The 24876-nt window shown below is 64.2% G+C and carries 27 protein-coding genes; 15 read left to right on the top strand and 12 right to left on the bottom strand.

Annotated elements, in window-relative coordinates:
- The first annotated feature begins 19 nt into the window (after positions 1 to 19).
- Both AC0NIH_RS13430 and AC0NIH_RS13425 read left to right on the top strand, forming a co-directional pair.
- Complete coding sequence (locus AC0NIH_RS13430) at positions 20 to 1156, top strand: alpha-hydroxy acid oxidase (RefSeq protein WP_473461639.1); 1137 nt, start codon at positions 20 to 22, stop codon at positions 1154 to 1156.
- 38 nt (positions 1157 to 1194) lie between these two features.
- A complete protein-coding gene (locus AC0NIH_RS13425) occupies positions 1195 to 1962 on the top strand; it encodes a metallophosphoesterase family protein (protein WP_473461637.1) in 768 nt (255 codons plus the stop codon).
- A gap of 35 nt (positions 1963 to 1997) precedes the next feature.
- Here AC0NIH_RS13425 and AC0NIH_RS13420 read toward each other — a convergent pair whose 3' ends face one another.
- Both AC0NIH_RS13420 and AC0NIH_RS13415 read right to left on the bottom strand, forming a co-directional pair.
- A complete protein-coding gene (locus AC0NIH_RS13420) occupies positions 1998 to 2129 on the bottom strand; it encodes a hypothetical protein (RefSeq protein ID WP_013893872.1) in 132 nt (43 codons plus the stop codon).
- A 293-nt stretch (positions 2130 to 2422) separates the two neighbouring features.
- Positions 2423 to 3121 carry a type 1 glutamine amidotransferase gene (locus AC0NIH_RS13415; protein WP_023767451.1) on the bottom strand — a complete coding sequence of 233 codons (699 nt, stop codon included), beginning with the start codon at positions 3119 to 3121 and terminating at the stop codon, positions 2423 to 2425.
- Between the two features lie 88 nt (positions 3122 to 3209).
- Between AC0NIH_RS13415 and AC0NIH_RS13410 the strand changes: the two genes are divergently transcribed.
- The 4 genes from AC0NIH_RS13410 to AC0NIH_RS13395 all read left to right on the top strand — a co-directional run bounded on the left by AC0NIH_RS13410 (position 3210) and on the right by AC0NIH_RS13395 (position 7505).
- Positions 3210 to 3872 carry a hypothetical protein gene (locus AC0NIH_RS13410; protein ID WP_473461634.1) on the top strand — a complete coding sequence of 221 codons (663 nt, stop codon included), beginning with the start codon at positions 3210 to 3212 and terminating at the stop codon, positions 3870 to 3872.
- A 31-nt stretch (positions 3873 to 3903) separates the two neighbouring features.
- Entirely contained in the window at positions 3904 to 4638 is a 735-nt protein-coding gene (locus AC0NIH_RS13405; protein WP_473461730.1) for a 16S rRNA (uracil(1498)-N(3))-methyltransferase, read from the top strand.
- A 377-nt stretch (positions 4639 to 5015) separates the two neighbouring features.
- The gene (locus tag AC0NIH_RS13400) at positions 5016 to 6389 is read left to right on the top strand and encodes a glutamate--cysteine ligase (RefSeq protein WP_473461632.1); all 1374 of its coding nucleotides are present in this window, start codon (positions 5016 to 5018) and stop codon (positions 6387 to 6389) included.
- A 90-nt stretch (positions 6390 to 6479) separates the two neighbouring features.
- A complete protein-coding gene (locus AC0NIH_RS13395) occupies positions 6480 to 7505 on the top strand; it encodes a DUF937 domain-containing protein (protein WP_473461631.1) in 1026 nt (341 codons plus the stop codon).
- A gap of 163 nt (positions 7506 to 7668) precedes the next feature.
- On the opposite strand, the gene AC0NIH_RS13390 is transcribed toward AC0NIH_RS13395, so the two are convergent.
- Positions 7669 to 7959, bottom strand: a complete 291-nt coding sequence (locus AC0NIH_RS13390; protein ID WP_013893865.1) for a DUF1127 domain-containing protein — start codon at positions 7957 to 7959, stop codon at positions 7669 to 7671.
- A 177-nt stretch (positions 7960 to 8136) separates the two neighbouring features.
- On the opposite strand from AC0NIH_RS13390, the gene AC0NIH_RS13385 reads away from it, so the two are divergent.
- The 3 genes from AC0NIH_RS13385 to AC0NIH_RS13375 all read left to right on the top strand — a co-directional run bounded on the left by AC0NIH_RS13385 (position 8137) and on the right by AC0NIH_RS13375 (position 11944).
- Complete coding sequence (locus AC0NIH_RS13385) at positions 8137 to 9093, top strand: LysR substrate-binding domain-containing protein (protein WP_013893864.1); 957 nt, start codon at positions 8137 to 8139, stop codon at positions 9091 to 9093.
- A gap of 84 nt (positions 9094 to 9177) precedes the next feature.
- A complete protein-coding gene (xseA, locus tag AC0NIH_RS13380) occupies positions 9178 to 10821 on the top strand; it encodes an exodeoxyribonuclease VII large subunit (RefSeq protein WP_473461627.1) in 1644 nt (547 codons plus the stop codon).
- Between the two features lie 4 nt (positions 10822 to 10825).
- Entirely contained in the window at positions 10826 to 11944 is a 1119-nt protein-coding gene (locus tag AC0NIH_RS13375; protein WP_473461625.1) for a DmpA family aminopeptidase, read from the top strand.
- Positions 11945 to 11998: 54 nt separating this feature from the next.
- Here the strand turns inward: AC0NIH_RS13375 and AC0NIH_RS13370 are convergent, their stop codons facing one another.
- The 4 genes from AC0NIH_RS13370 to AC0NIH_RS13355 all read right to left on the bottom strand — a co-directional run bounded on the left by AC0NIH_RS13370 (position 11999) and on the right by AC0NIH_RS13355 (position 14685).
- A complete protein-coding gene (locus AC0NIH_RS13370; RefSeq protein WP_013893861.1) occupies positions 11999 to 12250 on the bottom strand; it encodes a DUF768 domain-containing protein in 252 nt (83 codons plus the stop codon).
- A complete protein-coding gene (locus AC0NIH_RS13365) occupies positions 12247 to 12567 on the bottom strand; it encodes a hypothetical protein (RefSeq protein ID WP_023767835.1) in 321 nt (106 codons plus the stop codon). Before AC0NIH_RS13365 ends, AC0NIH_RS13370 begins: the two co-directional genes overlap by 4 nt.
- A gap of 114 nt (positions 12568 to 12681) precedes the next feature.
- Positions 12682 to 13371, bottom strand: coding sequence for an SDR family NAD(P)-dependent oxidoreductase (locus tag AC0NIH_RS13360; RefSeq protein WP_473461622.1), 690 nt, complete (start codon positions 13369 to 13371; stop codon positions 12682 to 12684).
- Between the two features lie 294 nt (positions 13372 to 13665).
- The gene (locus AC0NIH_RS13355; protein ID WP_473461620.1) at positions 13666 to 14685 is read right to left on the bottom strand and encodes an isopenicillin N synthase family dioxygenase; all 1020 of its coding nucleotides are present in this window, start codon (positions 14683 to 14685) and stop codon (positions 13666 to 13668) included.
- Positions 14686 to 15091: 406 nt separating this feature from the next.
- Between AC0NIH_RS13355 and AC0NIH_RS13350 the strand changes: the two genes are divergently transcribed.
- From AC0NIH_RS13350 to AC0NIH_RS13325, 6 genes are all read left to right on the top strand, one after another.
- Entirely contained in the window at positions 15092 to 16027 is a 936-nt protein-coding gene (locus AC0NIH_RS13350) for a MurR/RpiR family transcriptional regulator (RefSeq protein WP_473461618.1), read from the top strand.
- Positions 16028 to 16091: 64 nt separating this feature from the next.
- Positions 16092 to 16670 (top strand): cysteine hydrolase family protein, encoded by a 579-nt coding sequence (locus tag AC0NIH_RS13345; protein ID WP_474025235.1) that lies wholly within the window; start codon positions 16092 to 16094, stop codon positions 16668 to 16670.
- Positions 16667 to 17989 carry a type I glutamate--ammonia ligase gene (locus AC0NIH_RS13340; protein WP_473461615.1) on the top strand — a complete coding sequence of 441 codons (1323 nt, stop codon included), beginning with the start codon at positions 16667 to 16669 and terminating at the stop codon, positions 17987 to 17989. Before AC0NIH_RS13345 ends, AC0NIH_RS13340 begins: the two co-directional genes overlap by 4 nt.
- Positions 17989 to 18771 (top strand): N-formylglutamate amidohydrolase, encoded by a 783-nt coding sequence (locus AC0NIH_RS13335; protein WP_473461613.1) that lies wholly within the window; start codon positions 17989 to 17991, stop codon positions 18769 to 18771. Before AC0NIH_RS13340 ends, AC0NIH_RS13335 begins: the two co-directional genes overlap by 1 nt.
- Positions 18768 to 18971, top strand: coding sequence for a hypothetical protein (locus AC0NIH_RS13330; RefSeq protein WP_352712549.1), 204 nt, complete (start codon positions 18768 to 18770; stop codon positions 18969 to 18971). Before AC0NIH_RS13335 ends, AC0NIH_RS13330 begins: the two co-directional genes overlap by 4 nt.
- Entirely contained in the window at positions 18959 to 19084 is a 126-nt protein-coding gene (locus AC0NIH_RS13325; protein WP_473461610.1) for a hypothetical protein, read from the top strand. The genes AC0NIH_RS13330 and AC0NIH_RS13325 overlap by 13 nt, the downstream gene beginning before the upstream one ends.
- Before the next feature lie 120 nt (positions 19085 to 19204).
- Here AC0NIH_RS13325 and AC0NIH_RS13320 read toward each other — a convergent pair whose 3' ends face one another.
- From AC0NIH_RS13320 to AC0NIH_RS13300, 5 genes are read right to left on the bottom strand one after another with little or no spacing between them, the layout of a single operon-like run.
- Positions 19205 to 20059 carry an SMP-30/gluconolactonase/LRE family protein gene (locus tag AC0NIH_RS13320; RefSeq protein ID WP_352712545.1) on the bottom strand — a complete coding sequence of 285 codons (855 nt, stop codon included), beginning with the start codon at positions 20057 to 20059 and terminating at the stop codon, positions 19205 to 19207.
- Between the two features lie 18 nt (positions 20060 to 20077).
- On the bottom strand, positions 20078 to 21853 hold the full coding sequence (locus tag AC0NIH_RS13315; protein WP_473461607.1) for a CoA-transferase: 1776 nt from the start codon (positions 21851 to 21853) through the stop codon (positions 20078 to 20080).
- The gene (locus tag AC0NIH_RS13310) at positions 21850 to 22866 is read right to left on the bottom strand and encodes an aldose epimerase family protein (protein ID WP_473461605.1); all 1017 of its coding nucleotides are present in this window, start codon (positions 22864 to 22866) and stop codon (positions 21850 to 21852) included. The genes AC0NIH_RS13315 and AC0NIH_RS13310 overlap by 4 nt, the downstream gene beginning before the upstream one ends.
- On the bottom strand, positions 22863 to 23651 hold the full coding sequence (locus AC0NIH_RS13305) for an enoyl-CoA hydratase/isomerase family protein (protein WP_473461604.1): 789 nt from the start codon (positions 23649 to 23651) through the stop codon (positions 22863 to 22865). The genes AC0NIH_RS13310 and AC0NIH_RS13305 overlap by 4 nt, the downstream gene beginning before the upstream one ends.
- 2 nt (positions 23652 to 23653) lie before the next feature.
- Positions 23654 to 24859: a CaiB/BaiF CoA transferase family protein gene (locus AC0NIH_RS13300; protein ID WP_473461601.1), complete on the bottom strand. Its 1206-nt coding sequence runs from the start codon at positions 24857 to 24859 to the stop codon at positions 23654 to 23656.
- Between the last annotated feature and the right edge of the window lie 17 nt (positions 24860 to 24876).

The following is a 24876-nucleotide window of genomic DNA, read 5'->3' as shown; positions in this document are numbered from 1 at the left end:
CGACCAAGCGGGGACTATCATGAGCGACATTCTCACCATCGCGGACCTCAAGGACCTCGCGCGCCGGCGCGTGCCCAAGATGTTCTTCGACTATGCCGACTCGGGCGCCTGGACCGAGAGCACCTATCGGGCAAACGAGGAAGACTTCCAGAAGATCAAGTTCCGCCAGCGCGTGCTGGTCGACATGAGCAACCGCTCGCTGGAATCGACCATGATCGGCCAGAAGGTGGCGATGCCGGTGGCCTTGGCGCCGACCGGCCTGACCGGCATGCAGCACGCCGATGGCGAGATGCTGGCGGCCCAGGCGGCCGAGGAATTCGGCGTACCGTTCACGCTCTCGACGATGAGCATCTGTTCGATCGAGGATGTCGCCTCGGTGACGAAGAAACCGTTCTGGTTCCAGCTCTATGTCCTGCGCGACAAGGATTTCGTGGTCAATTTGATCGACCGGGCGAAGGCGGCGAAATGCTCGGCGCTGGTGCTGACGCTCGACCTGCAGATCCTCGGCCAGCGCCACAAGGATGTCCGCAACGGGTTGACCGCGCCGCCCCGCATGACGCTTACCAACATCATCGACATGGCCATCCGGCCGCGCTGGTGCCTGGGCATGGCCGGCACCAAGCGCCGCACTTTCCGCAACATCGTCGGACACGCCAAGGGCGTCGGCGACGTGGCCTCGCTGTCGTCATGGACGACGGAGCAGTTCGATCCGCATCTGTCGTGGAAGGATGTCGCCTGGATCAAGGAACGCTGGGGCGGCAAGCTGATCCTGAAAGGCATTCTCGACAAGGAAGACGCGCTGATGGCGGCCAAGACCGGAGCCGACGCGATCATCGTTTCCAACCATGGCGGACGCCAGCTCGACGGCGCGTCGTCCTCGATCATGGCGCTGGAGGAGATTGCGGACGCGGTCGGTGACAAAATAGAGGTGCATATGGATGGCGGCATCCGCTCCGGCCAGGACGTGTTGAAAGCGCTCTGCCTCGGCGCCAAGGGCACCTATATCGGCCGGCCATTTCTCTACGGCTTGGGTGCGCTCGGCAAGGAAGGGGTTACCAAAGCCTTGGAAATCATCCGCAAGGAGATGGACATCACGCTGGCGCTGTGCGGAAAGCGTCTGGTCACCGACATGGGCAAGGACCAGCTCCGGCGCTAAGCTTCGGGTGACGACCTGACCACGGAGAACAGCGAGAGTTGGCGGAACCGGGCATCCATTTTCTCGACGCGCATGGGCCAGACGGCATGCGGCTCTACGCGATCGGCGATGTGCATGGCCGGCTCGACCTGCTGGCCGCCATGCACCGGCGGATCGAGAGCGAGCTGCAATGGGAACCAGTTCGCGACTGGCGGGTGATCCACCTCGGCGATTATGTCGACCGCGGGCCGGACTCCAAGGGCGTCATCGACTTTCTGATCGAGGCGCGCGAACGCGATCCGCGAAATCTGATGCTCGCCGGCAACCACGATATCGGCTTTCTCGATTTTCTGGGAACCCCTGACCCGGAAGGCCTTTTCATGCGCTATGGCGGCGTGCAGACGGCGCTGTCCTATGGTGTGTCACTCGCCGCCGATGCCAGCTGGTTCGGCAAGACGGAAACGCTGAGACGAAGACATGCGGCGCTGCTCGAGGCAATGCCACCTAGCCATGTCGATTTCCTGCGATCGCTGCCTTTTTCGGTAGCGTTCGATGACTTCTTCTTCTGCCATGCCGGCATCAGGCCGGGGATCCCGCTGGAAAAGCAGAACCCGCAGGACCTGATCTGGATCCGCGACGTTTTCCACGATTACACCGGCCTCTTCCCGAAGATCGTGGTGCACGGCCACACGCCGGTGCCGGAAGCGGAAGTGATGGCCAACCGCGTCAATGTGGACACGCTTGCCTGGCAATCAGGCATGCTGACCGCGCTCGTCGTGGACGGCGCGGACAAACGCATCCTGGAAATCACGATAAAGGAAGCTTGAGCGCCCGCGTCCGAGAACGCGAAGACGTTGCGGCTTTAGCGCAAGGAAGCGGTGACGCCGTAGCCGTCGACCGCATTGTGGTTGTTTGCCGCGTCGGCGGCATAGATACCCAGACCGCAAAGCACGATGGCGGAGAGCATGGCAAAGGACAGAAGCGCTGCTTTCACGGAAGTCATCTCTTGTTGAGCTTTCTGCATCTGTGCACGAGGCGGTTACCAATGCGTTGAAACGGAAAAATCGCTTCAAAATTTCGACGATTTCGCGCTTCTAGGCATGTTCTGTATCGGCGGTGTGTCGCACGGGTCACACAAAAGGTTCATCGCGGTTGCACAGCCGATGCAAGGCGCGCGCCTTCTAGGATGGCGGGCGGACACAAGCCAAGGACGAAAGGGGTTTTCCCAGAAGGATTCAGGGCTGCGTGCCAATTATGTCACGCAGCAGAGCGCCGAGGGGCGGAGGTTCAGATCGTCGCCACCCAGGCGCGGGCAATGGCGAGGCCAGCGGCGTCGGCATCGGGGCCGTTGCGCGCCATTTCGCCATCGAGTTGGCCAGCCCAGTCTGGATGGCGCGCGGCAATGATCGGCGCGAAGGAGGAACTCCAGTCCTTCACCATCGGCCGGTCGGCCTCGAAGTGGAACTGGAAGCCATAGACGGCGCGGCCGACGCGAAACGCCTGATTTTGGGCGACATCGTTGCCCGCGAGCCGCACGGCGTTTCGCGGCAGCTCGAATGTGTCGTCGTGCCACTGGAAGATCGGGAACTTTTCCGGCAGTGCGCCCAGCACCGGATCGGCCTTGGCGTCAGGCGTCAGCGACACGCCGCGCCAGCCGAATTCGTTGGCGCCGCCGATGCGGTTCTCGCCGCCGAAGGCGCGGGCGACCAGCTGGCTGCCAAGGCAGATGCCGAGAACGGCGCGATCCTTGCCGGCGAAATCGCGGGTCAGTTCGAGCAGCGCCGGAAAATAGGGATATTCATCGTCGGCCAGCGCATTCTGGCCGCCGCCGAGCACCACCAGGGCATCGTGCCCGGTTGCATCTTCCGGCAGGAGGTCGCCCTTGTAGGGGAGGCGCACATCGAGATCGGCACCCGCTTCCGCAAGTGCGGCTCCGACCTGGCCGAGGCCGGTATTGTCGTAGTTCTGGACCACCAGCACCCGCATCGCAAAACCCTGCTGACATGAAAAAGATGCGACGAGCGATATCATGCCGCCAGCATTGCAGCCAAGATGCGTATCCCAGGAGAGAACTATGCCACTGCAGAACCGGGTCGATCCATTCGGCGCCATCCACGCCGTGCCCGAGCGCGGGCTGTTCACCGGCAATCGCGGCATCATCCACGATCCCGAGACCAGGACACTGCTCAGGAAACGCTGGGCGCTTCAGGCCTGGATCATCTGCGTCTGCCAGTTCCGCAATGTGCGGCGCGAGCCGATGGGCCGCAACCGCAAGAGCGACGACCATCTGGGCGGCAAGGCCGGCTGGACGGAATTGTTCTTCCTCGACGAGGTGACGGCATTGGCGGCCGGGCATCGCCCCTGCTTCTTCTGCCAGCGCGAACGGGCCAGGGATTTCGTCGGCCATTTCGGTGAAGCGTTCGGCATTGCCGAGCCGCGGGCGCCGCAGGTCGACAAGCGGCTGCACAAGGAGCGGTTGGCTTCGGGCGGCAAAAGGCCGGATGTGGCAACGGCCGAGCTTGCCGTCCTGCCCGACGGCGCGGTGATCGCGGCCAACGGCTGCGCACATGCCTTGTGCAACGGCAGGGCGTTGCCGTGGTCCTTTGCCGGATATGGCCCGCCCATCGACCTTGACCAGTTCGAAGGCAAGGCGCTTGTTCTGCTGACCCCGGAGACGACGCTTGCGGTCCTCCGTCATGGCTTTCGGCCGGTGTGGCATCCGTCGGCCGAGGCTTGACGCCGGCGGCCGGCTCGCCCATTCCTCGGCCATGCGCGCCAATTACAAGATGCAACGGCTGTTCGTGCCCGACGATCTCGCAGGGGATGCCGAGTTCGATGCCGGCCAGCAGCAAAGCCATTATCTCATGCACGTGCTGCGGCTCGGCGAAGGGGCCGAGATCCTTGTCTTCAATGGCCGCGACGGCGAATGGTCGGCGGCCATCGCCGCGAAGACAAAAAGGGCGGTGCGGCTGAAGGTGCTGGCGCTGCAGCGGCCGCAGCCGCCGTTGCCCGACCTGATCCATTGTTTCGCGCCCCTGAAACAGGGGCGGCTCGACTATCTCGTGCAGAAGGCGGTCGAGATGGGCGCCGGCATCCTGCAGCCCGTCATCACCCAGCATACGCAAGTGGCAAAGCCTTCCATCGACCGACTGCGCGCCAATGTCGTCGAAGCCGCCGAGCAATGCGGCATCCTGGCGGTGCCGGAGGTTCGCGAGGCGGAAAAATTCGAACGCCTGCTGACCGGCTGGGACAAGGAACGGCGGCTGATCTTCTGTGACGAGGACGCCTCGACCAACAATCCGCTGCCTGCCTTGCAGGCGATAAAGGAAAAGAAGCTCGGGCTGCTGGTCGGGCCAGAGGGCGGCTTTTCCGATGAGGAGCGCAAGATGCTGCGCGCCCTGCCCTTCGTGAGCGCCATTCCGCTCGGGCCGCGCATCCTGCGCGCCGACACGGCGGCCGTGGCCGCGCTTGCAGTGATCCAGGCAAGTGTCGGAGACTGGTAAAGGATCTTCCCTTCTCCCCTTGCGGGAGAAGGTGGCCGAGCGAAGCTCGGTCGGATGAGGGGTGCTCCAGCTTGGCGCGGACATTACTCCGTCACCCACCCCTCAACCGTCTCGGCGCTGTGCGCCGATCCACCTTCTCCCACAGGGAGAGAAGGAAAGAAGCCGCAGTTCAATTCCTCTTGACCTGTGGCTCAGGATTTTTCGCTTGATCGGCTACTGACATTTCGTCCATCTAGCGCCGGCGGTCGTCCGGCCGCTCTACAGCGCCGCGCATCCTTTCGGACGCGCAAAGGACGCTGTAGCATTCGATTGGGGCACATGATCCTTTCCGAAAATCGAAAGTCGATTTTCGGGGTCATCTGCTGAGGGCTAAGATCATGGCGCGCGACACAACCGATTTCCGGCCGATCGAAGGCGTCGACGAACTCGTCGAACACCTCGCCGAAGGCAACAAGGCACGCGACAAGTGGCGCATCGGCACCGAGCACGAGAAATTCCCCTTCTATGTCGATGGCAATGCGCCGGTGCCCTATGGCGGAGAGCGCGGCATCCGCGCCATCCTCGAAGGCATGCAGTCAAAGCTCGGCTGGGACCCGATCATGGATGACGGCCGCATCATCGGCCTGGTCGAGCCGACCGGCCAAGGTGCGATTTCGCTCGAGCCTGGCGGCCAGTTCGAGCTTTCCGGCGCGCCGCTGGAAACCATCCATCAGACTTGCCGTGAGGGCAATGCACATCTGGCCCAGGTGCGCGAGATCGCCGAGCCGATGGGAATCCGCTTCCTTGGCCTTGGCGGCAGCCCGAAATGGTCGCTGGCCGAGACGCCGAAAATGCCGAAGTCGCGCTATGAGATCATGACACGCTACATGCCCAAGGTCGGCACCAAGGGCCTCGACATGATGTACCGCACCTGCACGATCCAGGTTAACCTCGACTTCGAGAGCGAGGCCGACATGCGCCGCAAGATGCAGGTGTCGCTGAAGCTGCAGCCGCTGTCGACGGCGCTGTTCGCCAATTCGCCCTTCACCGAAAGCCGGCCGAACGGCCTGCAGAGCTGGCGCGGCGACATCTGGCGCGATACCGACAACCAGCGCTCGGGCCTGCTCGAATTCTGCTTCTCGCCGGATTTCGGGTTCGCCGACTATGTCAAATGGGCGCTCGACGTGCCGATGTATTTCGTCATCCGCGACGGCCGCTATCATGACATGACGCATATCACCTTCCGCCAGTTCATGGCCGGTGCCGCGCGCAATGAAGTGCCCGACGGGCTGCCGACGATGGGCGACTGGGCCAACCATCTGTCGACGCTATTCCCCGACGTGCGCCTGAAGCGCTTTCTCGAGATGCGCGGCGCCGATGGCGGGCCGTGGCGGCGTATCTGCGCGCTGCCGGCCTTCTGGGTCGGACTGCTCTACGACGAGGCCGCGCTCGACGCGGCGGAGGCATTGACCGCGAGCTGGACATATGAAGAAACACTGGCCATGCGCAATGCTGTGCCTGAACTCGGCATTTCCGCGCCTTTCCGCAACACCACGCTGCGCGAGATCGCGCGCGACGTGCTGGCCATTTCGCGCACGGGGCTGAAGAACCGCGGCAAGAAGAACCGCGACGGCTACGACGAGACCTCGTTCCTCAACACACTGGACGAAGTGGTTGCGCGCGGCACCACCAGCGCCGAGGAGATGCTTTCCGCCTATCACACGCGCTGGGGCGGTTCGATCGAGCCGGTGTTCATGGAATATGCCTATTAACCGCGGGCCATAACGAGCGACAAAAGCTGCTTCAATCGGGCGTTGAAACGAATTACGCTCTCCGCCCAGGATTTCCCGGAGGAGAAGCCGATGCCTACCTTGTTCGACATGCTGACCCAGGCCCAGAACGGCAATGGCATGCAGGCGCTTGCCCAACAATATGGGCTTTCGATGCAACAGACACAGGCGGCGGTCGCAGCACTGCTGCCGGCCTTTTCGCAGGGGCTGCAACGCAACACCGCCGACCCTTATGGGCTCGGCGCCTTCATGACGGCGATGGCAAGCGGCCAGCACGCCAAATATTTCGAGGATGCGACCCGAGCCTTCTCGCCGCAAGGGGTCGATGAGGGCAACGGCATTCTGGGGCATCTGTTTGGCTCCAAGGACCTGTCGCGCGCCGTCGCCGGCCAGGCGGCGCAAGCGAGCGGCGTCAGCCAGCAGATCCTGCAGCAGATGCTGCCCGCGATCGCCTCGATGGTGATGGGCGGGCTGTTCAAGCAGACGACCAGTCAGATGCAGGCCGCCGGCGGTTTCGGCGGTGGCGGCAACAATCCGCTCGGCGAGATCATCGAGCAGATGATGCGGCAAGGCGGGGGCATGCAAGCCCCGGCTCCACAGCCACGCCAGGCGCCGCCACCTCAAAGCCCGATGGACAACCCGCTTGGCAAGGTCTTGCAGGACATGTTCGGCGGCGGTACGCCGCAACCGCAAAGCCAGCCGCAGCCGGCACCCAATCCCTATGGCGACAACCCGCTCGGCAAGGTGCTGCAGGACATGTTCGGCGGTGGCACACCGCAGCCGCAAGGCCGGCCCCAGCCGGCACCCAATCCCTATGGCGACAACCCGCTCGGGAAAATCTTCGAGGAGATGCTACGGCAAGGAGGTGGTGGCGGCGGCTTGCCCGGCGGACAGCCGGCGCCACAACCTCAGGCGTCGCAACGGCCGCAGCAGCGACAGGCGCCGCAGCCAGAGACCAATCCGAGCGGTAGGGCGAGGAACCCGTTCGACGATTTGTTCGGCAAAATGTTCGAGACCGGCGCCCAGCAGCGTGACGAGTACCAGAAGGGCGTGGAAACGATCTTCGACCAGTTCAAGCGGGACATGGGCCGGCGGTAGGCGTCAAGCCAATTTCCCTGCGAGCCACAAAAGAAAAGCCCGGTCCTGGGAGGACCGGGCAACGTGCAGGCAGGCCGGCGGGGGACCGGCAGGGAGTGGGAAGCCTGCAGAACCTTTGGTCGCGCCGAACCGTGAATAGGTTCACCGGACCGAAACTGAGCGATCAAGCCACCTTGCGGGCAATGTCCTCGATCGTTTCCACACGATCGCTGGCAATTTCCCGCAACATCGCCGTCGGATCGCGGCCAAACGGCACGTCGATGGCGACATGCAGGTCGGCGCGCGTCAGGCCGATGTCGGCGAGCTCGGCGTCCGACATCTCGCCGAGGCGGTAGAAGGCGCGGCGATTTTTCCAGGCGCGATAGGCGTTGGAGACGGTGTTTGCCACGCGCGCCGCAACAGCCGGACGCGAGGTGATGCGCGAGGTCTCGGTGGCGAAATCAAACGTGGTCATGTCGGTCTCCTTCAGACTCGAACGGACAAAACCGAACGATCGGCGCTGGCGACAGCGGCCGTTTCGGCTTCGATTCACATGCCTTCATGTGGACAATACCAATTTGCCACCAGCCAATTGATTAATCCAACGAATGTTTCTAATCATAGACATCAACAACAATGATGGATTGGACCGATGAAAGCGCCGCTCGATCTCGATCAGTTGCAGACCTTCATCTCGATTGCCGATACCGGCAGTTTTACCCGCGCGGCGGAGGAGGTTCACCGCACCCAGTCGGCGGTGTCCATGCAGATGCGCCGGCTGGAGGAGCGGATCGGCAAGCCGCTGTTCGAGAAGGAGGGGCGTACCAACAGATTGAGCGAGGAAGGCGACAAGCTGCTCTCCTACGCAAGACGGCTGCTCTATCTCAACCGCGAAACGCTCGCCGCCTTCGACGACCAGCGGCTCGAAGGCACGATCCGCATCGGCACGCCGGACGACTATGCCGACCGTTTCCTGCCCGAGATCATGGCCCGCTTCACGCGCTCCAACCCGCGCGTCGAGCTGACCGTCATCTGCGAGCCGACGCCGGGGCTGGTCGAGCATATCAAGCGCGGCAATCTCGACCTTGCGCTGGTGACGCACAACGATGTCCGCGGCCAGTCGGAGGTGGTGCGGCGCGAGCCGCTGCTGTGGGTCACCTCCGCCAACCATGCGACGCATGAACAGGTAACGCTGCCGATGGCCTTTGGCCGGCCGAACTGCATCTGGCGGCGCGCCGCCGTCGACGTGCTCGACCAGCAGAACCGCGACTACCGTATCCTGTTCACCAGTTTCTCGGCGACCGTGATCACCGCCGCGGTGCTTTCGGGCCTGGCGATCTCGGTGCTGCCGGAATGCGCGCTCAGGCCCGGCATGCGGGTGCTGGGCGAGGCCGATGGCTTTGGCGCCCTGCCCGATTGCCGCATCGGTATCATGCGCGGCCAGACGTCGCGGCCGGAGATTGTCGACGCGCTCGCCCGCCATATTTCGGAAAGCCTGGACAATATTTCCGTACCGCTTGGCGAGGAGACGGGAACATTCGACTTCGCGGCACTCGCCTTCGCCAAGATGAAGCGGAGCAAGCCGAACCAGATCCTGCCAGGCTGGTAGGAGGGACCAGGCATATGCGGACCATGAGTACCTGGACCGACACTGCGCCTTGACGCGGAACGCCAACCAGCCCCCAATCGAGCGATGAGCGAAGCATCCGAATCACGCACCAACGCCACCGAATACACGGTGAGCGAGATTTCCGGCGCGCTGAAGCGCACAGTCGAGGACGTCTTCGGCAATGTGCGGGTGCGCGGCGAAATCTCCGGCTATCGCGGGCCGCACTCCTCCGGCCACGCCTATTTCGCGCTGAAGGACGACCGCGCCCGGCTCGATGCCGTGGTGTGGAAAGGCACGATGAGCCGGCTGAAATTCCGTCCCGAGGAAGGGATGGAGGTGATCGCCACCGGCAAGCTCACCACCTATCCCGGCAAGTCCAACTACCAGATCGTCATCGACAATCTGGAGCCGGCCGGCGTCGGAGCGCTGATGGCGCTGCTTGAAGAGCGCAAGCGCCGGCTGCAGGGAGAAGGGCTTTTCGATGCCGGCCGCAAGCGCCGGCTGCCGTTCATGCCGCGCGTCATCGGTGTCGTCACCTCGCCGACCGGATCCGTCATCCGTGACATCATCCACCGCATCAAGGACCGCTTTCCGTTGCACGTGCTGGTCTGGCCGGTCCGAGTGCAGGGCGAGACGTCAGGCGTGGAAGTGACCAATGCCGTCGCCGGCTTCAACGCCCTGGCATGGGACGGCGCCATCCAGCGCCCCGATCTCTTGATCGTGGCGCGCGGCGGCGGCAGCCTCGAGGATCTGTGGGGCTTTAACGACGAAGCGCTGGCGCGCGCCGTTGCCGCCTCCGGCATTCCGGTGATCTCGGCCGTCGGCCATGAAACGGACTGGACGCTGATCGACCTTGTCGCCGATGTGCGGGCGCCGACACCGACGGGTGCTGCCGAAATCGCCGTGCCGGTGAAGGCAGACCTCGAAGCGACGCTTGCCAGCCTGGGCGCGCGGCTCAAGGCGGCGGTCCTGCGCAACTTCGAACGCAAGCGGCAGGCCGCCCGTGCGGCGGCCCGTGCCCTGCCCTCGCCCGACCAATTGCTGGCGCTGCCGCGCCGGCGCCTCGACGAGGCGACAAGCCGGCTCGGCCGCGGCCTGATGGTTTCCACCGAACGCAAGCGGGCACGATTTGTTGCCGTGAAGCTGACGCCGACGATGCTTTCGCAGCGCATTGCCGAGGCGCGGCGCACCAACGAACGCAATCTCTTGCGAGCGCAAGGAGCGCTGCGCGCGCTGGCGAGAGCCCGGCGTGCAGAGCTAAATCGGGCAGCGGACCAGTTGCCGAAATGTGCGAGGGCATCGCTGCAGCGGCACAGGCAGCAATTGGCCTTGCTGCAAGGCCGCATCACGATCGAGCCGACAGCGCGGCGCCAACGCGTGCAAAGGGATTTTCTGGCAGCCTTGACGAGGCGCGGTACGCAGGCGGTACTGATCCGGCTGGAGCGCTTGCGCGGGCGTGTTGTCCAGGCCGACAGGTTGATGGCGACGCTTTCGCACAAGGCCGTGCTGGCGCGTGGCTTCGCGCTGGTGAAGGATGCCGACGGCGCGGTCATCAAGCAGGCCGCCGACGTGGCGTCGGGAATGGCGCTTTCATTGGAGTTCGCCGATGGCACTGCGGATGCGGTGGCAACCAGCGGTGCGGCCCGGCCGAAGCCGGCTGCCAAGCCATCCGCAAAGACCCCAGTTGCCAAGAGCAGGGAACCCGGCAATCAAGGATCGCTGTTCTGAGATCATGACCGATAGTCCGCATCATCTGGCAACGCCATCCGGCAAGCCGCGCGCGCGAAGCTTCGGCATCGGCTTCGACGGAACGCCAGGGCCGTTCAACGCGATCACCGACGTGCCGGGCGTCGCGGTCGGCTATGCGACGCTGATATCGGGCGACGGCACGCTCGTCGTCGGCAAGGGGCCGGTGCGCACCGGCGTCACCGCGATCCTGCCCAGGCCGCGCGCCGAGCTGGCCACGCCAGTCTTTGCCGGCATTTTCAGCCAGAACGGCAATGGCGAACTGACCGGCTCGCATATCATCGAGGAAACCGGCGCCTTCAACTTCCCGATCACCATCACCAACACGCATTCCTGCGGTGTTTCACGCGATGGCACGCTGCGCTGGCTGCACCATGTGCTGCCGGCGGCACTCGACAGCGGCTGGGGCCTGCCGGTGGCGGCGGAGACCTATGACGGGTTTCTCAACGATATCAACGGCCACCATCTGACATCGGAGCATGTTGCCGAGGCCCTCGACGGTGCCGCCGGCGGCCCGATCGAGGAAGGCAGCGTCGGGGGCGGCACCGGCATGATCGCCTTCGGCTTCAAGGCAGGCTCAGGGACCGCGTCGCGCATGGTCGAGTGGCAAGGCCTCAGCTTCACGGTCGGCGCTTTCGTGCAGGCGAATTTCGGCAAGTTGCGCAATTTCACGGTTCGCGGACAGCGGGTCGAGCCGGAGCTTGCCGCGCTGGCCATCCGCGAAGCTGCGGAGCGCGCCGAAAAAGGCTCGATCATCGCCGTCATCGCCACCGATGCGCCCTTCCTGCCGCACCAGATGAAACGGCTGGCCCGCCGCGTGCCGCTCGGCGTCGCCATGACCGGCGGCTTCGGCTATCACAGCTCGGGCGACATTTTTCTTGCCTTCTCGACAGCCAATCCCGCCGCGGCACTGGCGCCGTCGGGCCGCATCGCCAATGCCGATTTCATCCCGGACAGCGACATCGACCCGTTCTTCGACGCGGTGATCCAGGCCGTGGAAGAGGCGATCCTTAACGCATTGACCGCCAGTGACGACATGACCGGGCGCGACGGCAATTTCGTGCCGGCACTACCGAAGGCTTGGCTAAGAGAAAAGTTCGGCTGAAACGAAAACGCGGGCCGAAGGGCCCGCGCATTCAGACAGGGTCGCCCCTAAAATCTATTCGGCGGCTTTGCTGGACGCCTGCTGGTTCCCGTCCGCCTCGGCTGCTTCCTCGAGCCGGGATGCGATGAGTTCCTTGATATCGCCGACTTCTTCCTGGATGTCTTCCAACGGAATGCCGACCTCCGCTGCCTTGGCAGCGCATTCCTTGGCCAGAGTCTCGGCCTGCTTCTCGATCCTGGCGTGGGACTGGCAATGGACCTTTTCGCCGATCCAACCCTGCAAGAACTCGATCGCGTGTTCACTCATACTGCTGTTCCCTGGCGGCAAAGCCGGTTGGTAATCATAAACGCCGACATCCCGCAAAGGATGCCTGTCCCCATTCCAACCGAGTCGTAACGCCCCGGCAAGCCGATGCCGTCCAAGGTCCACAGAGCCGTAGGAAATCGAGGTTTGAAGAACATTTTCTGATTCTGGAGGGGCTGGTACCGTTTAGCCGGATCGAGCCGGCTGTGCGCCACTGTTTCTATTTGCTTTTTTCCGGTTTTCGAGCCGATTTTCGTCACAAAAGATGGCGCAATACCTAGCACATTTACAGTCGCTTCCGTGGTGCAGCCCTCAGGCATGCGTTACGAAGCCGCCGCTATATAGTGATATCCCCGTTCAATGTCGACTCCTCTCGGCCTTGACCGCCAGACGCGGAAAGTCGCACCTTTTGCCAGCCCCGTCAGCGTGCCCCGTCAGAATGTCTCCACCCACGGCCTGAGCTCCATTTCCCAGGTCCAGGCGCTGCGCTGCTGGCGATGGATGGAGAGATAGGCCTCGGCAATCGCATCCGGTGACAGCCGGCGATCCTGCGGCTCGGACTCCTGGCCCGACGTCGCCGAAGCGATGGCGCCATCGATGATGAAGTGGGCGACGTGGATGTTCTTCGGGGCCAGTTCGCGGGCCATGGATTGCGCCAGTCCGCGCAAGCCGAATTTCGGCATGGCAAAACCGGCGGAGCCGGCGAATCCTTTCACGCTTGCCGTCGCGCCGGTGAAGAAGATCGAGCCTGACCCCAGGGCGAGAAGCCGCCGGGCCGCTTGCTGACCGACCAGGAACCCACCATAGGCACCGACCAGCAATGCCTGCCGGACCGCCTCGGGATCGAGCTCGGTTATCGGGCCGCGGGCGCGTCCGCTGGCATTGAAAATCACGATCGAGAGCGGACCGGCCTTGTCGGCGACATCGAACAGATGCTCGACCGATGCGGGATCGGAGACATCCGTTGCCACGGCCTGCGCGCCGATTTGTGCCTGCAAGGCGCCGAGTTTCTCTATATTGCGGGCGGCCAGGACCACGCGAAAGCCCTCGCCGGCGAGCAGGCGCGCCAGCGAGGCGCTCAATCCGGAGCCCGCGCCGGCGATGACGGCGACATTGGATGTCATGAGACCCTCCTTCTTTCCACTGATTGCGGCCGATCACCGAATGACCCAGACGAAACCTGCCGGATCGGCGCGGCCCTGGCAACGCGCATGTCAGGAAGAAAAATGGCCGGGCGCGAAAGCGGCCCGGCCAAAATGAAGGTCAAAACCTTCAGAGGGGAACACCGTTCAACGAAATGGGAGGAAAACGCTGAACGGATTTTTTCCTTTTGAGCCGACTTCCGGCCAGATACGACGAATAGTTTTCTAAAGATCGGCATGAGTTGCGAAAATCCTGTCCTTTCGAGCCTGTGAAGCTCAGCCGGCCCGGACTTCCGGTTCCAGCAGGTCCGCATAGTGGCGCCGCGCGACGTCGGGATGCGAACGCAGCCGGCTTTTCAGCACATTGGTTCCGACATCGCGAAACAGCGGATTGTCCGGATCGCTGGCCGGCCCGCGTGCCTGCGCCGCCAGTTCCTCGGAAAGACCAAGCAGTGGTATCGTCGCATCGAGCCTGGCGCTGAAGAAGAACGGCACCGAAATGCGCTCGACCCCGGCGGGCGGCGTCACCACGCGATGCACCGTCGCGCGCAAATAGCCGTTCGAGGCCAGTTCGAGCAGTTCGCCGATGTTGACGACGAGCGTTCCGGGAATGGGGTCCACATCCACCCAGCTTCCATCATAGTCGACCTGCAGCCCTTTGCTGTCGTCCTGGAGCAGCAGCGTCAGGAAGCCGCCATCCTTGTGCGCGCCAACGCCCTGGTCGCCGGCGGTTGCATCGCGGCCAGGGTAGCGCACGATCTTCATGCGGTGATTGGGCTCCCCGTCATAGATCGGGTCGAAGGCGTCCTCGGGCTGATCGAGCGACAGTGCGAAGGCCTTCAGCAATCGGATCGCCACCGCCGTCGCCTTGCCCTGCCAGGCAAGCAGCGCCGGTTTGAGCTCCGGCAGCGCCACGGGCCACTGGTTCGGGCCTTGCAGCCGCGTCCAGGCGGGAACTCCAGGGCCTTGCGCCATGGGCTGGCGTTCGACGCCGATGTCGAGCTGTTCGCGCCAGTCCTCCTTGCCCCTGGTCAGCTCGCCACCGGCGCGCGTGTAACCGCGGAACTGCGCGGATCTGACCATCTCGATCGCAAGCTTGTCGGCCTCCGGCAAGGCAAAGAAATGGCGTGATGCGGTGAGCACCTCGCTGATCTCGGCCCAGGAGATGCCGTGCCCGGCAAGATAGAAAAAGCCGATGTCGCGCGAAGCGGAACGCAAGTCCGCCAGAAATGTCCGGCGCTCCGACGCGCCTTGCTCCAGACGGCTCAGATCGAGCACAGGCACTATTCTTGGCATATCAGGCTCCTTCCCCTAGTCTTTCGGGACGTGGCATGAACCTCCACTTGGAAAACCCAGCCAATTGAACATGCAGGCATTTTTCCGCGACCGGAGTCGCCATCAATGCTTGCAAGTCTCATCGACTTCCTATTGCCGGGAAAGGAACGATCGGCCCTCGTCGCGGCCGCGACGGAACAATTTTTCCATTAGCACGGGCAAGCAGATGATGATCGCAACCGAACGGGAGCTGGGGGCGCCCTCAATTCTGCCGGGCCGCATGGCTGTTCCCCACAGTCTCTTGGCTGCTTTCCGACAAGGTAAGGCCAGCGATCGCGTAATGTCGATATCTCTTCATTATTGACCGAGTTTTAAATCTCTGTAATAAACTCGACAAAACAAGAGAACACGGATTTCGGGGAGGCCAATGGCGATACGCGATGTTCTGATGCGCGGGGATCTGGCGCTGACGCCGTCGGAAGAGAAGATCGTCCGGCTGCTGTTGACGGACTATCCGACCTCCGGCCTCGGCACCGCTTCCTCGCTCGCCCGGCGCGCCGGCGTCAGCGATCCGACCGTGGTCAGGCTGGTCGTCAAGCTCGGCTATGACGGGTTTCCGGATTTCCAGGCGAAGCTGCTGGCCGAGGTCGAGGCAAGGCTGCATTCGCCGCTGTTGATGATGGAAGCAAAGCGGCAGAGCGGCTCCAGCGACAGCGCCGTGCTCGCCTATCTCGATTCTGTCGCCGCGGCTCTGCAGAAGGCCACCGCCGCGACCCCGGTGCAGACCTACGAGCGGGCCGCGCGCCTTTTGATGGAGGCCAAGGGCGAGATCGTCCTGGTTGGCGGCCGTTTCAGCCGGCACATCGCCGGCATGCTCGCAGGATATCTCGCGCAGTTCCGGTCCGGGGTCCGCGATCTGGGCGTGCTCTCTCCGCAGACATTCGACACGCTGGCCGATCTCGGCCGCCGCGACGTGCTCGTCGTCTTCGACTATCGCCGCTATCAGCTCGACGTGATGGCTTATGCAAGCCAGGCGGCGGCGCTCGATGTGCGCATCCTGCTTTTCACCGACCAATGGCTGTCGCCGATATCAAATCTTGCCGAAGTCACGATCGTCAGCCCGCTCGAAGTCGCCTCGCCCTACGACACGCTGGCGCCAGCGACCGCGCAGATGGAAGCGCTTACCGCCCACATCGTTTCGACGCTGGGGGATGACGCCCGGGCTCGCATCGAGAGGATCGAGAAAGTACGACACGCCAATGCGGTGACGCTCGACAGCGACCCGGACGAGAATGGCGCAGGCCAAGCCGGCCCACGCAGGACACCTGGACCCAAATCAGTAAAGCGGGACGACAAAGCATGACCGAACCTTACCCAAGCGAGACGAAGCCTTCCGTCCCGGCGAGACAGCGCTGCTGCTCGTCGACATGCAGCGCATCTGGCTGGAACCGGGTGCCGATCCCTCGCATCCGGAGCGCGGCCCCGACCACTATTTCTACCGGCAGACATCCTCGCGGACGATCCCCAACCAGGAACGACTGCTGGCGGCGGCGCGGGCCAACGGCGTCGAGGTGCTGCACACCATCATCCAAAGCATGACCGAAGACGGCCGCGACCGCTCGCTCGACCACAAGCTGACGCCGATCCATGTCGCGCCGAGCCTTGCCGAGGGCCTGCCGGTCGCCTCGCTGGCGCCGGTCGGCGACGAGATCATGCTGCCCAAGACCTCTTCCGGCATCTTCAACTCGACCAATGTCGACTATCTCCTGAAGAACCTCGGCATCCGTTATCTCGTCGTCGTCGGCGTGCTCACCGACCAGTGCGTCGACATGGCGGTGCGCGACGGGGCCGACCGTGGTTACCTCGTCACCTGCGTAGCGGATGCCTGCGCCACCATCACCCAGGAGCGCCACGATATCGCGCTCAAGGCCTTCGGCGGGTATTGCTGGGTCACCGATACCGACAGTGTCGTCGCTCGTTTCAATGCCCTGGGAAAAACAGCATGACATCGACCGTCGAGCCGCTCGTTGCCGTCGTCACCACCGATCTCTCCGCCGTCACGCGGGGCCGCTTCATTGTCGAAAGCAAGCTGCAGAAGACCGCGACGACCGGCGTCGGCTGGCTGCAGGCCAACCTGTCGCTGACGCCGTTCAACTCGATCATCGATCCCAACCCTTGGGGATCGTCGGGCGACCTGCGGCTGATCCCCGATCTCAAGGCGCGCTTTCGCACCGCACGGACCGGATCGGCAACATCGTTCGACATGGTGGTCGGCGACATGGTCGAGCTCGACGGCAGCCCCTGGCTCGGCTGCACGCGAACCATGCTCAGGGACGCTCTGGCGGAGCTGAAGGCGGCGACCGGGCTCTCCGTCATCGCCGCTTTCGAGCATGAATTTCACATTGCCGACGGCGGCTTCGCGCCGGCGCATTCGATGTCCTTCGCCGCGCTCAGGCGGACGGATCCCTTCGCCCCCAATCTGATGGCGGCACTGGAAGAGGCAGGCGTCGGACCCGAAGTGGTCATTGCCGAATTCGGCGCGGAGCAGTTCGAAGTGACGCATGAGCCCGCCGATGCGCTGATCGCGGCGGACCGCGCCGTCGCCATCCGCGAGATCACGCGCGAAGTGGCGCGCAATGCCGGTTGGCGCGCGAGTTTCGCGCCCAAGACGGCCCCGGATGCCGTCGGCAATGGCGTGCACATCCATTTCAGTTTCGTCGACGAGGCCGGCAAGCCGGTAACCTACGATGCGGCACAGCCCGGCGGCCTTTCCGCCAGAGCCGGCGCCTTCTGTGCCGGCGTGCTGCGTCATCTGCCTGGGATGACCGCCATGACGGCATCGAGCGTCTCGTCCTTCTACCGGCTGAAGCCGCACAGTTGGAGTTCGTCCTACACCTGGCTCGCCGACCGCGACCGCGAGGCGTCGCTGCGCATCTGTCCGACGGTGACGATCGGCGGGCGCGATCCAGCGCGGCAGTACAACATCGAGTATCGGGCAGCCGACGCCACCGGCAATCCCTATTTGTCGCTGGCCACGATCGTCCGCGCCGGACTGGAAGGCTTGAAGGCGGATCTGCCATCGCCGCCGCTGGTCACCGGCGACCCGACGCTGATGAGCGATGCGGAACGGACAAGGCTCGGTCTGGTGCGGCTGCCTGAAACGCTGCCGGCGGCGCTGGACGCGCTCCTCGCCGACAGCACCGTGACGGGATGGTTCGCTCCGGTCTTTATCGAAACCTTCGTCGGACTCAAGCGGCACGAGGCCGAGCGCCTGGCCGGCCTCGATCCGGTTGCCGTCTGCGATCTCTACCGGACGCTTTATTGATGACTGCGCGGACTGAAAAAGACCTGCTTCCTCGAAAAGACTGGCCCGACGCCGTCGAGGTTCTCAACGAGCGCGGCCTCTCGGACATCGTCCTGTTGTGCGAGCACGCTTCCAATCACATGCCGGCGGAATATCGCCAGCTCGGGCTCGATGCCGGCCATCTGCGGCGCCACATCGCCTGGGATATCGGCGCCGCGGAGGTGACGCGCCTGTTGTCGGCACGGCTCGATGCGCCGGCCTTCCTCAGCGGCTATTCGCGGCTGCTGATCGACCTCAACCGGCCGCTGGGCACGCCAGGCAGCATTCCGGTGGTGTCGGAGGACACCGGCATTCCCGGCAATGTCGGCCTCGACAAGGCGGAACGGGACCGGCGCGCCAAAATCATGTTTTCGCCGTTCCATGAGCGGGTGGCGGCCCATCTCGACCGCCGGGTAGCCGAAGGCCGGCCGACGCGGATCGTGACGATCCACTCCTTCACGCCAGTGTTCCTCGGTGTCGCCAGGCCTTGGCATGCGGGCGTATTGCACGCGAACGGAGTCGATCTCGCCGAAACAATCCTTACAGCCCTGCGCACTGATGCGGCACTCAACGTCGCGGCCAACGTGCCTTATGTGATCAGCCGCGACGCCGATTACGCCGTGCCCATCCATGGCGACGACCGCGGCATCCCCGCCGTTCTTGTCGAGATCCGGCAGGACCTTTTGTCGACAAGGCACGGCATCGAAGAATGGGCTGATCGGCTGGCGGCGGCGCTGCCCGCACAGACGGAAGCGATCCCTTGAGCAATGTCAGCCTGCGCGAGCGTGACGCCGCGACCATCGCGCAGATCGGCAAGCTGCGGTTCTCGCCGCTCAGCGTGATTGGCGGCCAGGGCAACCGACTGATCGAGGAAGGCGGCCGGTCGCTGCTCGACCTGTCGGGATCGGCCGGCCCAGCGGTCTCGCTGGCCGAGTGGTTGCTCGCGATCACATGCCGCCGCTGACACTGAGCGAGGACGAAGTGGCGGAGGGCGTGGCGATCGTCGACCAGGCGATCGCCGACGTGAGTGTCGGCAAGGTGTCAGATGCGGATGTCGCGTCCTGCATGATGTGGTGACGGGCGGGCGCGCCTGCGAGGAAACACAGTCGCCGTCCAATCTAGAGCAATTCACCGTTTCACGGAAACGGCGAACCGCTCTATCTTTTTGTTTTACGCAATTCCGGACAGAAAACCGTGTCACACTTTTCCTGGAATTGCTTTAGGCAGCGCCGCCAGATCGATCTCGGTGATGTGCCAGCGGCCAAGATTTGCGGTGTAGAGTTTGTCGCCCTTGAAGGCGATGTTGGTGGGGTGCGCCAGCGTGGTCGCGGCTGGATCCTCGATCAGCACTTCGAGACCTCTGTCCTTGCGCCAGCGATAGATGCGGCTCGGTTCGTAGCACGAGATGAACAGCGAGCCGTCGGGCGCGAAGGCAACGCCATCAGGGACATTGCTCACGCCTTCGACGACAACTTCTCGCGGCCCTGCCGTGCCGTCCGCGAGGATCGGCACATGGCTGATGCAGGGCGCATCGCTTTCCACGACGTAGAGCCCATTGCCACCAGGCGCCATGGCCATGCCGTTGGCGAAGGACATCGCCTCCCGGCACCACAGATCGCCCTCGCCCGTATCGAGATCGTAGCGGAAGATGCCGGAGCGATTGTCCTTGCCGACGCTGTCCGAGACGTAGAGACAGTTCCTCGCCTCGTCGACGATTGGATAATTCGGTACCCGGATGCCCGACGAAGCGAAGCGTTCCATGCGCCCGGTCGCGGCATCCCAGCGAAAGATCGCGGCATGCCTGAGATCGCAGGCAAAGCAGTTGCCCGCGCTGTCGAAGGCAATGCCGAGCAGAAAGCCGCCCGTGGCGCCCATGCGCTCGACCGAACCGCCGTCGGCGGCCAGGCGCAGCAGGTCGCCGGTCTCGGTGCCGCACCAGATCGAGCCATCGCTGTGGACGGCCACGCCTTCCGGATGCGCGACGCGCGGATTGGTGAAGATGCCGTCGAAGAAAACGCGCGCGGCGGACATATCGAGCAGCGGCTTTGCCATGGATTCCTCAGCTTGCGATTATGATCCCTGTACGGCGATGCAGCGCTCGACCATGGCGCGATCGGCGGCAAGAATCTCGGCGATCAGCGCGCCGCGCTGCTTGGCACTGACGAATTCCAGGCGACGCAGACCGAGCGGGTCGATGCGGTTTCGCAGAACGGCGAGCGTATCGCCGGAAGGCAGCGGGACCTCCCGGCAATCGGCGTCGAAGGTCACCGCAAAGCCGGTGGCGTCGCGGATCTGTTGCCGCGTGACGCCAGGCATGATTTCGATGACGGTCAACTCCCTGGATGTCGGGGCGAGCCTGAAGACGCAGAGGTCGGTGAAAACCAGCGCCTTGCCGGTGCGATAGCCCATCGGTTCGCGCTCGGCCGGCGTCAGCAGCCCACGGGCGGAACTGACGATCTCGACCTCATCCACCAGCGACTGGGCCGAATGACGGGGGATGTAGAGCAGATAGTCGCGATGCATGTTGGCGACATCGGCCATCCCGCCTTGCCCGGGCAGCCGGATCAGGCCGCCGCTTGGTTTGCGCAGCGCGATGGTGTTGACACGGCCGTGCCGGTCGACTTGTGCCGCGCCGACGATCTCATGCGTCACGGCCCCGGCCTGATAGTAGGTCGAATAGGTGTCGTCGCCGCCGGCATGCGCCACCGCCGTCTCGCAATCCAGGCTTTCGATCAGCGACAGGATCATCGGGCTCGGCGCGATGTCGAGATGGCCGCAGCTCATCGTCGCGATGATCATATCCGGCGCATGCGTTGCCTTGGCCAGCCGGTAGGCGACATTGGCCAGCGGCGAGACGGCACCGGCGCTGGCAAAACTCTCATTGTCGAGTTCGGCGGCGATGCGGGCAGCGATGATCTCGTCGACAGATGCTTTTTCTTCGCTCCGCGCGAGCGCTGGCATGGCAAGGACCGTCTCAGGGCGGACCTTCGCAGCCTCTCGAAGCCATGCCGGCATACCTTCTGACGGCAGCCGCAGATTGTCGGTCAAGGGCGTTTGCCTGGCCGCCAACGCCTCCGACAATGCCTGATAATCGGTCACGTAAAATGGCAGGCACGAGGCCGGCCAGGCACCGCCCGGCGCCAGGGCTATGGCCGACACCTGGTTGCGGGTCAGGATGCTCTGGCGCCCGTCCTTCCGCAGCGCCCCGACCGGGACGATTTCCTCGACGGTGACCAGCACCTTGCGCGCCGCGCCCGCCATGGCGAAGTCGAGCGCGCGTGGGCCGATGATCTGCACATTGCCGCTTTCATCCGCGCGCTGCGCGTGGACAATGAAGGTATCGAGCCGTAATGGCGGGATGAACCCCGTAGCGGTCCCTGCAATCGGATCGGGCCTGGCGCTTGCGCCCGATATCCGCGCGAGCATGTCCGATCCCTCGGGAAGCTGAAACGGCATCGATGGCAGGTTCTGCTGCGCCGCCCGCAACGCCTGGATCATGGCCAGCGCCGTCCAATCACGAACCGGGATCGCGCCGGTTTCGGCTGCGGCGCGGAACCTTGGCGGCAGGCCGAAAATGTCGAGGCTGGAAAAACAGAGGTCGATTTCAGCCACCGCGCCCGCTTCGAGCAGCAGTTCGAGCGGCAGGCCGCCGGCCCAGCAGACGTAGCGCAACTCCTTGACGCCTGAGCCGGCTATCGCACGCAGCAATGCAATCGGCAGCCGGGCGAAATGGTGGCCGCCGACGCCGAGCGCGTCGCCTTGGCCGACCATCGCGACCAGCCCCTCGATATCGGTGAAGCGCGGGCGGTTCGGCTTGACCAGCGACTTTGCGGCACGGTTCGTCACAGCGCGGATGCCTCGATGCGATAGCGGGTCATGAACGGTTTTTCCGGCGAGAATTCCAACGCCGTCGCAATGCCGGACTGGGCGATCGGATTGTCGGCCAGCGCGGTTGCCGGACCGAGCCCGAAGGGCGAGCAGACCGGCTCGATGCCGATGGCGACATGACGCCCATTCCAGGGTGCCGCCTTGCGGCCGCGATTGGAGTACCAGAGCAGAAGGCTTGGAAAATGCTCTTTCTGCCAGGAGAGTTTTACCCGGTAGCCGCTTTCATGGTTGGCAAGCGCCACCGTGCCGTCGAGACCCTCGATCTGCAGCAATTCTTCCGTGTCGGCGGCCAGCGGGAGTCGCGAGGCATCCGTCGTGCCGCCGGCTCGCGCCGGTACGCTGGCCAGCTCAGTGAAGGATCTGTTCCGGGCGAACAGCGCGGCGCCGGGTTCGACATCGTGTGGATAGGTGCGACCTTCATCGAAGCCGCCGAATTCCAGCGTGGCGGCGCCTGTCTCGAACGGCAGTCGGAACACTGGGTGAAGACCGATCGGCAGGCGGCAGGCACGGCGAACGACGATCTTGAATTCAATATCGATGGCCGGCGCCGATGGATCGGCCGTGATCGTGCGCTCAACCCGCTCGACCGGACTTCGCTCGGGATAGGCAAGCCCCAGCGACAAGGATCTGCCGTCGCTGTCGCGCCATGCCCAGTCATTGTTGGAGCTATGGCCATGGACTTCTTCGTCGCGCTCCGGCGGCCCCATCACGCCTGCCCAGTCCTCCGGCCAGCCGTCGGCGGACACCGAGTAACCGAAGGGCACGCAAGGCCATTCGCCGCGCAATTTGCGCAAAATGCCCGGCAGCGCTTCCACCTCCGGCTCGTTCGACCAGGGTGCGATGTGCATCGGCGAGACCTGCCGGCCATTGTCCAGGACGAAGGTCACCGGCGCCAGCATCGCGCCGAGCCGCTGCACGGTCAGCGCGCCATGCGCCCAGCCCAATCCGCGATAGGCGTCGTTGGTCTTCACTGTCCGGCCTTCTTCGCCTTTGTCGTGCTCCGCTCGGCGAACTCCCTGACGCGCCGCTGGCCGATCTCGCTGCGGTAGAGGTCTCCCAAAATGTCGCGCTCCATGGCGACGCCGTCGGCCAGATCGCCCGACACGGCATGCGCCGTCAGCTTCTTCAGGCCTTCGATCGCAGCTGCCGGCTCGGCGGCGATCATCTCGGCCAGTTCCAGTGCGCGCGGCATCAGCCGGTCGACATCGACGATCTCGTTGACCAGGCCGGCGGCGGCGAATTCGGAGGCCGGCACGATGACGCCGGTCATCAGCAGAAGATTGGCGCGGTTGCGGCCGAGCCTGGCGACGCTGCGTTGCGTGCCGCCACCGCCGGGGATCAGCCCGAGCTTGATCTCCGGCAGGCCGAGTTTGGCGAACTGGTTGGCGATGACGATGTCGCAGCACAGCACCAGCTCCATACCGCCGCCCAAGGCGAAACCGTTGACCGCCGCGATCACCGGCTTGCGGTTGTTTTCGATGGCCGCGTACATGCGCGTGCCGGCAGTCTGGAACGTATCGAATTCAGGGCCTGTCTGTGCGGCATATTCCTTGATGTCGGCGCCGGCCATGAAGCCGCGCCCCTCGCCGGTCACCACGATCGCGCCGACACCCGCATCTTGAGACAGCGCCTCGAAGGCCTCGGTGATCTCACCTTGCATCAGCCTGTTCATGGCGTTGAGCTGGTCGGCGCGCCGGAAGGTGACGATCGCGACGCGGCCCGACATTTCGACCGTGAGTGTCTGGTAGGCGCGCATCGTCAGGCTGCATCCACGGTCATGTCGCCGGACGCCTCGAGAGCGGCAATCTCGTCCTTGGACAGGCCGAATTCGGCCAGGATCTCGCGGCCGTGCTGGCCAACCAGCGGCGCCGGCCGGTCGATGGTCGCCGGCGTCTCGCTCATCTTGACCGCGGGCGCCACCACCCGCACCTTGCCGCCGCGTGGATGATCGTAGCTGGTGATCATGCCCATATGCGTGACTTGCGGATCCTCGGCCGCGCGGCGGATGTCCTTCACCTCGGCGCACCAGATGTCGACTGAGAGCAGGCGTGCCAGCAGATCCTGCGTGCCGAACTTCTTGGTCTCGGCATTGACCTTGTCGAACACCTCGTCGCGCTTGTCGAACAAGGTTTTCAGGTCGTCGTAGACGGCAAGCTGCGGCGCCTCCAGCACCTCGTACAGCGTATTGAACGGGCTCATGGCGATCGAAATATAGCCGCCATCCTTTGTCTCGTAGATGCCGAACGGCGCTTGCATGCCGGGATGGCCGATGCCGGATTTCGGCCGCACGAAATCCTCGCCGAGGTTGAGCACGGCGACATACTCCTGGTTGAGATGTGCCAGCAGGCCGGCCAGCAGGTTGACCTCGATCTTCTGGCCCTTGCCGGTCTTCTCGCGATAGTAGAGCGCCGACAGGATGCCGTAGACCATGTTCATGGCGCCGATCTGGTCGGCAAGACCGGCGCCGGCGGGAACCGGCGCCTGGTCGCCGCGGCCGGTGTTGGCAATCAGCCCGGCGAGCCCCTGGATCAGCATGTCCTGGCCGGGGCGCTCGACATAGGGGCCCTCCTCGCCATAGCCCGAACCCGAGCAGTAGATGATGCGCGGATTGACGGCCTTGAAGTCGTCGTAGCCATAGCCGAGCTTGGCCAGCACGCCGGGGCGGAAATTCTGCACCACGACGTCGGCGCTCCTGGCCATCTCCATGAGGATGGCATGCACCCTGCGGCTCTTCAGATTGAGCGCGATCGAACGCTTGTTGCGGTTCCAGGCGAGGAAATTCGGGCTCTCGGAGCCGCCCACCCATTTGGCGAAGAAGGTCATGCCGCGGAACATGTCACCGGCGCCGGCACGCTCGATCTTGATGACATCGGCGCCCATGTCGCCGAGCAGCTGCGTGGCGAACGGTCCTTGCAGCAGATGGCTGAAATCGAGGATGCGGACGCCTTCGAGGGCCTTGTTCATTTCAGATCTCGTTTCAA

Source organism: Mesorhizobium sp. WSM1386, assembly GCF_055901595.1.
The sequence above is the reverse complement of the archived record's forward strand: the minus strand, read 5'-3'. Positions and strand labels throughout refer to the sequence as shown.

What these genes read in the sequence shown, in the direction of transcription:
- AC0NIH_RS13430 (WP_473461639.1), top strand. Translation starts at nt 20, where the DNA reads ATGAGCGACATTCTCACCATCGCGGACCTCAAGGACCTCGCGCGCCGG.
- AC0NIH_RS13415 (WP_023767451.1), bottom strand. Translation starts at nt 3,121, where the DNA reads ATGCGGGTGCTGGTGGTCCAGAACTACGACAATACCGGCCTCGGCCAG.
- AC0NIH_RS13410 (WP_473461634.1), top strand. Translation starts at nt 3,210, where the DNA reads ATGCCACTGCAGAACCGGGTCGATCCATTCGGCGCCATCCACGCCGTG.
- AC0NIH_RS13405 (WP_473461730.1), top strand. Translation starts at nt 3,904, where the DNA reads ATGCGCGCCAATTACAAGATGCAACGGCTGTTCGTGCCCGACGATCTC.
- AC0NIH_RS13400 (WP_473461632.1), top strand. Translation starts at nt 5,016, where the DNA reads ATGGCGCGCGACACAACCGATTTCCGGCCGATCGAAGGCGTCGACGAA.
- AC0NIH_RS13395 (WP_473461631.1), top strand. Translation starts at nt 6,480, where the DNA reads ATGCCTACCTTGTTCGACATGCTGACCCAGGCCCAGAACGGCAATGGC.
- AC0NIH_RS13390 (WP_013893865.1), bottom strand. Translation starts at nt 7,959, where the DNA reads ATGACCACGTTTGATTTCGCCACCGAGACCTCGCGCATCACCTCGCGT.
- AC0NIH_RS13385 (WP_013893864.1), top strand. Translation starts at nt 8,137, where the DNA reads ATGAAAGCGCCGCTCGATCTCGATCAGTTGCAGACCTTCATCTCGATT.
- xseA (WP_473461627.1), top strand. Translation starts at nt 9,178, where the DNA reads ATGAGCGAAGCATCCGAATCACGCACCAACGCCACCGAATACACGGTG.
- AC0NIH_RS13375 (WP_473461625.1), top strand. Translation starts at nt 10,826, where the DNA reads ATGACCGATAGTCCGCATCATCTGGCAACGCCATCCGGCAAGCCGCGC.
- AC0NIH_RS13370 (WP_013893861.1), bottom strand. Translation starts at nt 12,250, where the DNA reads ATGAGTGAACACGCGATCGAGTTCTTGCAGGGTTGGATCGGCGAAAAG.
- AC0NIH_RS13365 (WP_023767835.1), bottom strand. Translation starts at nt 12,567, where the DNA reads ATGCCTGAGGGCTGCACCACGGAAGCGACTGTAAATGTGCTAGGTATT.
- AC0NIH_RS13360 (WP_473461622.1), bottom strand. Translation starts at nt 13,371, where the DNA reads ATGACATCCAATGTCGCCGTCATCGCCGGCGCGGGCTCCGGATTGAGC.
- AC0NIH_RS13355 (WP_473461620.1), bottom strand. Translation starts at nt 14,685, where the DNA reads ATGCCAAGAATAGTGCCTGTGCTCGATCTGAGCCGTCTGGAGCAAGGC.
- AC0NIH_RS13350 (WP_473461618.1), top strand. Translation starts at nt 15,092, where the DNA reads ATGGCGATACGCGATGTTCTGATGCGCGGGGATCTGGCGCTGACGCCG.
- AC0NIH_RS13345 (WP_474025235.1), top strand. Translation starts at nt 16,092, where the DNA reads ATGCAGCGCATCTGGCTGGAACCGGGTGCCGATCCCTCGCATCCGGAG.
- AC0NIH_RS13340 (WP_473461615.1), top strand. Translation starts at nt 16,667, where the DNA reads ATGACATCGACCGTCGAGCCGCTCGTTGCCGTCGTCACCACCGATCTC.
- AC0NIH_RS13335 (WP_473461613.1), top strand. Translation starts at nt 17,989, where the DNA reads ATGACTGCGCGGACTGAAAAAGACCTGCTTCCTCGAAAAGACTGGCCC.
- AC0NIH_RS13325 (WP_473461610.1), top strand. Translation starts at nt 18,959, where the DNA reads ATGCCGCCGCTGACACTGAGCGAGGACGAAGTGGCGGAGGGCGTGGCG.
- AC0NIH_RS13320 (WP_352712545.1), bottom strand. Translation starts at nt 20,059, where the DNA reads ATGGCAAAGCCGCTGCTCGATATGTCCGCCGCGCGCGTTTTCTTCGAC.
- AC0NIH_RS13305 (WP_473461604.1), bottom strand. Translation starts at nt 23,651, where the DNA reads ATGCGCGCCTACCAGACACTCACGGTCGAAATGTCGGGCCGCGTCGCG.
- AC0NIH_RS13300 (WP_473461601.1), bottom strand. Translation starts at nt 24,859, where the DNA reads ATGAACAAGGCCCTCGAAGGCGTCCGCATCCTCGATTTCAGCCATCTG.